Origin of the sequence: Clostridium sp. UBA6640 (genome assembly GCF_002455975.1) — a bacterium.
In the GTDB taxonomy this organism is placed as follows: Bacteria; Bacillota; Clostridia; order Clostridiales; family Clostridiaceae; genus Clostridium_J.
Map to the genome: position 1 here is coordinate 18,439 of NZ_DKLM01000130.1, position 6,583 is coordinate 25,021.

The following is a 6,583-nucleotide window of genomic DNA, read 5'->3' on the forward strand; positions in this document are numbered from 1 at the left end:
TTTCACATTGTATCCCTATAGAAGATATTATAGACTTACTTTTTAATATGTATTTACATTAAATTTCAAAATAAGAATACTTTCAATTAGCTTTAAAGTACTAATTCATGTAAATTGCATTCATGAACTCTTTTAAATCTTTTTTTAATTTCTTCTTTTTCTTCCCCTACATAATGTGCAAAGCAATTACATATAAATAACTTTTTAATTTTAGATTCAGTAATCTCACTACATTCATTTCCTTCAGTGTAGACATGTAGATATGATTCTTTCCTNNTCCTCTATTTTTATACCAATCATTTACCCACTTATCATCCCTTGTCCATGCTTCAAGTTTTTTTATACCTTTATTCTTTAATCTATTTACTGCTTCATTTAATAATAAAGTTGCAATTCCAAGGCCTCTATATTCTGGTAATACTGCTATATGCCATATAACTCCCCCTAATTCATTAGGATTATAGCAAACTTCTCCTTTTTCTGTTTCATACTCTATATCAATTAAACCTACTATCTTATTATTTACTTCTGCTACCAGCTCAATTGAAAGATTTTCATAATGTTCTTTTTCTCTTAATACATTATCAAAATATGCACTATCTAAAAAGGATAAGACTCTACACCTTACCCATTGGAGATTATCCCTATCATTATATTCTCTTATTATCATTCATATCCCCCCAAGATAATTAGATTCTTAATGATTTTATCTTCCATTTATGCTTAATAAACAGACTTGCAATTAATTTATTTCCTTACAATAAAATGATGATATCCATCAGAAATATCTTCTTTTACAATATGAAACTCTAATTCTTTAAGCTTTGCTTTAACTTTTTCAATATCAGGATAATAATGATACCCTCCTGTATGAGCAACTTCTCCTTCTACAACTGGCAGCTCCATTTCAATGCCCTTTTTAAATGCTTCATCTCTTTCTGCTTTATCAATTGTTTCTACTGAAAAATATAAATAACCATCCTTTTTTAGTGCTTTATAAAAGTTTCCAAGCACAACTGTCCAATCTTCTGGAAATACATTCTCCATTGCATCAATACAGATAATTCCATAAAACTCGCTAATATAATTTATCTCTTGTAAACCTATTTTTTCAACAGATACATCAGTGTATTTAGCAGTTGCATTCTCTAGCATTTTTTGTGATTGATCAATACCAAAAACATTGAAACCTTCTGAAGTTATCATTGACCAATACTTTCCTGTTCCACATGGAGCATCTAAAATCTTTGAGCTACAGGGAATTAAATTTAAAAAGTATATTAAATTTTTTCTATGAATCTCCTCTATTTTGCCCCAATTTTTATCATAATCCATTGAAAAAATAGTATCATATCGCTTTTCTGCCAGTATTCTTTTTTCATTTATCCATTCTAGCCTATTCATTTAAATTCCTCCCATCGTATCTAAAGAAGAGTAAATTTTAGGGCGAACACTGTTCGCCCCTACAACAAATATTTTTTATTTTAGATATATATTATAGATATTCTAATACATTTACTAACTCCATCTCTTTATAACTTGAAACAAAATCTTTTAAAATTTTGCAATGTCCCGCTCCATAAATTATTAGAATTCTATCTCCTGGCTCTGATATTGCTTGTAGATTAGCAAAGATCTTTATATTACGTTCATACCATGCAGTAATATAATTTGCTCCATAATATTTATCTCCTGCTCCAACTTGATTTAGAGCCAAATATGAATTACTATGCTCCATTTCTATTCGACTTTCATTATTAAGATAACTTAATATTTCACCAACAGTATTATTCTTTTGTAAATTTTCAAATTCTTTTACTGTTTTAGAAACTTCTTGATAGAGTTTTTCGTGCAATTTAGGTAAATTCTTTTTAGCGTAGTCATCAAGTGGTTCAAAAGGTAGAAATGCTGGATCATCTATTGGATAAACCTTAGGATGATTAAGTCTATTTGCTAAACGAAACCCTAATTGTACTATTTCATTTCGATGCCCAATTGCACTACTTTTTATCTCACCATTATTTGAACAATATTCCAGATAGGCATTATTTAATTCTTTTGATGAAGTGACCTTTGCTTCAACAGCAATTTTGTTGGGCTTAAATTTTGATAATTTATCAACAACTTCAATAATCTCCAATTGCTTTTTATCACTCATTACATCTGCTACTTCAACATTTACAAGATGCTCTCCTCCATTACCAAAATGATATGACCCCAATATCATAACCTGTGCTTTGTTTAAATCATTTTCTACTTTCATAAATTCTTCCCCCATAAATAAAACTTTTATAATAATATATTACACAAAATATATATTTTTCCTCCTTTTATATTTTTATTTTCTATTTCTAAATTTTGAAATCTCTTCATCGAAGTTATTATTAGCATTAAGGATTAACCTTAACTTCCTTTGTAGATAGATTTACAATTCGTGTTCGGGTGTCTGATTTTGAAATGTATATAGCTTCTCCATTATTATCAATACAATATGAAATAGGGATTGATACTCCACAATTTCTATATGATCCATCTGCATGGCTTGTTCCAATTATCATTGTTTTATATGTTTTTGCAATATTTTTCGCCTCATTTATCCACTGGTCAAATTGCTCATCACTAAACATTCCAACTCCAATTGGATGTGCAATGAAATCAATTGTTTTATTTACACTCTTTAAATCTCTTACACCTTTTAAGATTTCCATGCAAAGTAAATATCCAATTGTTGTTTTATTATAGTCTACTACCAGTGGGGTATGTAGCTCTACATCTTCATTTGGTGGGGTTTTAGCTCTTTCTAAAATTTTCTCCCCATAATTATTTATTACTATTGCTCTATCTTTATTGTTACATCTGTATGATGTAATAATAGCCACATTATATTTTTTAGCTATTTCACAAGCTTCTTCTAAAATCTTTTCATTTGATAAATATCCTTCTGGAAATAATACTATATCTATTTCTCTATTCATTTTTATTTCATTTTCAAGTTGCTCTATATTTTCCTCATGAATTGGTTGCCCTATTAAAACTTTCATATTAATCCCCTATCTAAAATTAGATTAACTCCCTTATTTTCTTATAATTATTTAGATTCATATTGATTCTTTCAAAATTTTTTCTAAAACGAATGCAAACCTCTATCTTTCAGATATAGGAAGTATTTTATACGTTATAAACCTTCCTGGTATACACTCATCATCTGGTGAGTAAAATAAGGCTATTTCTTTAACAGTAAATCTTAAATTTGAATCCTTATCACAAAGCTCTCTTTTTATTTCTTTAAAATCTTTTTTCTGATTATATCCAAAGGATAATGTTGAATGAAAATGAAAGTTCTCTCCATCAAAACCTGCTTTAGGTATTTCAAATTTTTCAAGCAGTTCTTTATTAAGTTTATTGTGTATGTCTCTTAAATATTTTGTTTCATTGACATCAAGCCATAAAATTTCCATATCATTTTCATTATCTTCTATTTCAATTAAATCAATTTTTGAAAACTCTAAGTCAAAAGACTTTAAACTATCTGCCAGATTGTCAAAATATGATTCTATCTTATCAATACTATTTACTTTAAAAGATTGTTTTAATGATACATGCTGTGGTAATAGTGCTGGCTCAATAGATGCCCCATATTTATTAGTAATATCGTAAACAATTCTTCTAGCATAATTACTAATTTTGTAATCGACAAGTAATGCAAAGCATATAAACATTTTTTCTCCTTTCTAAATGCATAGCTTTGAATCTTTTATACATGAAATATTATATTTTTAGTTAATTAATTTTTTTCAAAAACAAGTTGCATTCTTGGTGTATTTTCATCTATAGCTTGTCCTTCGTCATACCAAGGGCATGCCGTTTTACATATTAAACTATACTCTTTGCATAAGTTTGTTATTTCATCCTTTGAATATAAATACCAATTAAATTCATCTATTGTATTTGTATTATCATAAGTGAGAGTTACATTAAATCTATTTCCTTCTTTTTTCACTTCTTCTTTTATTAGTAGATTTTCTTTAGTAAATTCTCTCTTTCCAACATTCTTTTCAAAAAAATCTTTATTGTAAATATCTAATATAAATCTACCATTCTTATTTAACAAACTACTTATTTGTTTAATGATACTATTATTAACCTCATCATTAAAGTAACCAAAGCTATGCCACATGCTAATTATTCCATCAAAAGAATAAGGCAGTTTCTCTATATTTCTCATATCATAGGAAAGATATTCAACATTTTTATTAGCTGATTTTTTAGCCTTTACTAAAGCATGCTCATCTCTATCAATTCCTAATACATTATATCCATATTCCCCTAACATATTAGAATGTCTACCATAACCACAACAAAGATCCAATATTTTTTTATAATTTGATATTGGAAGATGTTTCTTTAAAAAATTCACTTCTATCTCAGTATCAGATACATTTTTACCTTTCATAAATACCTCAAACCATAATTTTGAATACTCGTTTGCCATTTTTTATACCCCCTTATACAATTGAGAATTGACGATTGACAATTTTATTCAATTCACAATGCACAATGCACAATGCACAATTCACAATTGTGGATATTTCTCAGTTAGTACTGAGAAATTTTAAATTGATTCTGTAGCGGCGAACAGTGTTCGCCACAATAACTAGCAATTGCATTGCTAGTTAGAAATACATTTTAGAAATTATTTTTCTAAAAAATAATTTCAACCTTAATTGTTAATTGTCAATTTTGAATTCTCCATTGATAGAGCCCCTTAGGTGCAGTATGATATGGCACAATGTCTGCGACATTAAACAATATTTCAATAATATTGCCTATCTCCATAAATTTAGTATAATCTCACTGATTCTTGTTCCGAACTATACTGCACCTCAGGGGAACCCTAACGGGCTTCACTACTGTTCCCCAGNNAAAGAAATTATTTTGCTAAAAATAAATTCCTCCTTAATTGTGAAATGTGCATTGTGCATTATTTAAAAGTATTTTCTACAACTCCTGGTAATACACTGTATAGTGATTTTCCCATCTTTTCTTCAAAATATAATTTAGTTTCAAAAACTGCCTTCCATTTATCAATAATATGCTCATGTATGCCATGCCTTAATGCTACATCAACCATTCTTTTCTCCATTAAACAATATCCACTTGGCAGCGCCAGTGCATCGCATAATTGTATTAGCTTATCATAATCATCATATTTTGCAGTTTCAATATAATCTTTAACAAAATTATACTCTTCATCACTGCAATAATCCCATCTGCCAAAGCAGCTTCTTATGTCATTACAATTAAATGAATGAGTTAAGCAAATTCTTGCTACTTTATGGTAGCCTTTTTCCATGGCAAAATTATAACCATGTAAAGTATGTTTCATATATGTTACACCGAATCTTACCCCAATATCATGTAACATGCCTAAAACTAATGCAACCTCTGGATTTAAATCCTTGCAATTCTTTGCTATTAATTCTGCTGCCTTTCCTGTATTTATCGAATGCTCTATCCATGGACCAGGATTTAGTCTTTGACCTTCTTCTAGCAATAATCTTGCTTCCTCTATAGTTGGAACCCCTTCTTCTAAATAATTTTTCATATTTTATCCCCTTATTTAAAATTATTTTATAAGCATAGTTTGTCTATTTGTGTCTATATTCAATATAAATTAAAATGAAGGATTAATAATGAAGAATGAAGAATTTGCTGATATTTCTCAGCAGTAGCTAAGAAATTTAGAATTGATTTAATGTGGCGACGAACAGTGCTCGCCACACAGCCACTAGCAATTGTATTGCTAGTAAATAAACAATTAAAGAAATTAGATTGATTAAAACTAATTTCCACCATAATTCTTCATCCTTCATACTTAATTCTTAATTCTTGTAGTCTCTCAATTGTTTAATCTATTCCCTAGATATGAAAATTTAATGAACCGTCCCCTTATTCCATGTTCAATATTTTGTTGATTGTTTCTTGAATAATAGAGCCACAACATTTACCTAAAGGATTATTAATTTCACATTTTCCATTCTTCATTGCCCCTGTAAGCCTAATAATATCCTTTATATCTTTCGCTCCATCATTAAGAACTGCATTAATAATTTGTTCTTCCGTCACATGGTTGCAGTAACATATGTATTTAGGATTGGCGTCTTTTTTATACCAAATAGGAATCTTCATATCTTGTTTTTTAAATATTATATTCTCATCTAAATTATAATAAACAACTTCACAATTTTCATTTAGGCAAATACGATAATTACTCTCATTCACTCTATCTACAAGACTATCAATTACAAAATGCCTAACAGTTATTCCCTTTACTTCTTTAGTCTCTCCATTACATGTAGGACATGCATAAAATTGTTCTGCTAGACCAGCAGAGTTTTCTTTACTTGCTCAACAAGATATCTTTATGTCTTTACTTTTCATCTTTTATCCCTCCAAAATTAAGCCATTAGGACGTAATATATGGATACAATGTGAAAATTTAATATATACTCTGGAAAATAAGTTTTCTATAGAAACAGTTTAATCCCTTAAAAATTAAGAATTAATAATTAAGAATGAAAAA

General features: G+C 28.7%; 8 protein-coding genes. All 8 read right to left on the bottom strand.

The annotated features are described in order from the left end of the window. Positions 1-166 precede the first annotated feature (166 nt). Positions 167-670 carry a GNAT family N-acetyltransferase gene (locus B2W91_RS14190; protein WP_291582100.1) on the bottom strand — a complete coding sequence of 168 codons (504 nt, stop codon included), beginning with the start codon at positions 668-670 and terminating at the stop codon, positions 167-169. A 77-nt stretch (positions 671-747) separates the two neighbouring features. Continuing rightward, complete coding sequence (locus B2W91_RS14195) at positions 748-1,404, bottom strand: class I SAM-dependent methyltransferase (protein WP_291582102.1); 657 nt, start codon at positions 1,402-1,404, stop codon at positions 748-750. 91 nt (positions 1,405-1,495) lie between these two features. Continuing rightward, positions 1,496-2,263, bottom strand: a complete 768-nt coding sequence (locus B2W91_RS14200; RefSeq protein ID WP_291582104.1) for a DUF5694 domain-containing protein — start codon at positions 2,261-2,263, stop codon at positions 1,496-1,498. A 127-nt stretch (positions 2,264-2,390) separates the two neighbouring features. Beyond that, the gene (locus tag B2W91_RS14205) at positions 2,391-3,041 is read right to left on the bottom strand and encodes a hypothetical protein (protein WP_291582107.1); all 651 of its coding nucleotides are present in this window, start codon (positions 3,039-3,041) and stop codon (positions 2,391-2,393) included. Between the two features lie 102 nt (positions 3,042-3,143). Continuing rightward, positions 3,144-3,719: a 2'-5' RNA ligase family protein gene (locus B2W91_RS14210; RefSeq protein ID WP_291582108.1), complete on the bottom strand. Its 576-nt coding sequence runs from the start codon at positions 3,717-3,719 to the stop codon at positions 3,144-3,146. Positions 3,720-3,784: 65 nt separating this feature from the next. After that, the gene (locus tag B2W91_RS14215; RefSeq protein WP_291582110.1) at positions 3,785-4,492 is read right to left on the bottom strand and encodes a class I SAM-dependent methyltransferase; all 708 of its coding nucleotides are present in this window, start codon (positions 4,490-4,492) and stop codon (positions 3,785-3,787) included. A 489-nt stretch (positions 4,493-4,981) separates the two neighbouring features. After that, a complete protein-coding gene (locus B2W91_RS14220) occupies positions 4,982-5,605 on the bottom strand; it encodes an HD domain-containing protein (protein ID WP_291582112.1) in 624 nt (207 codons plus the stop codon). Positions 5,606-5,949: 344 nt separating this feature from the next. After that, a complete protein-coding gene (locus B2W91_RS20935; RefSeq protein WP_349680809.1) occupies positions 5,950-6,441 on the bottom strand; it encodes a Csac_0668 family 2Fe-2S cluster-binding (seleno)protein in 492 nt (163 codons plus the stop codon). Positions 6,442-6,583 lie beyond the last annotated feature (142 nt).

Coding starts and splice junctions, on each gene's coding strand:
- B2W91_RS14195 (WP_291582102.1), bottom strand. CDS start 1,404: ATGAATAGGCTAGAATGGATAAATGAAAAAAGAATACTGGCAGAAAAG.
- B2W91_RS14200 (WP_291582104.1), bottom strand. CDS start 2,263: ATGAAAGTAGAAAATGATTTAAACAAAGCACAGGTTATGATATTGGGG.
- B2W91_RS14205 (WP_291582107.1), bottom strand. CDS start 3,041: ATGAAAGTTTTAATAGGGCAACCAATTCATGAGGAAAATATAGAGCAA.
- B2W91_RS14210 (WP_291582108.1), bottom strand. CDS start 3,719: ATGTTTATATGCTTTGCATTACTTGTCGATTACAAAATTAGTAATTAT.
- B2W91_RS14215 (WP_291582110.1), bottom strand. CDS start 4,492: ATGGCAAACGAGTATTCAAAATTATGGTTTGAGGTATTTATGAAAGGT.
- B2W91_RS14220 (WP_291582112.1), bottom strand. CDS start 5,605: ATGAAAAATTATTTAGAAGAAGGGGTTCCAACTATAGAGGAAGCAAGA.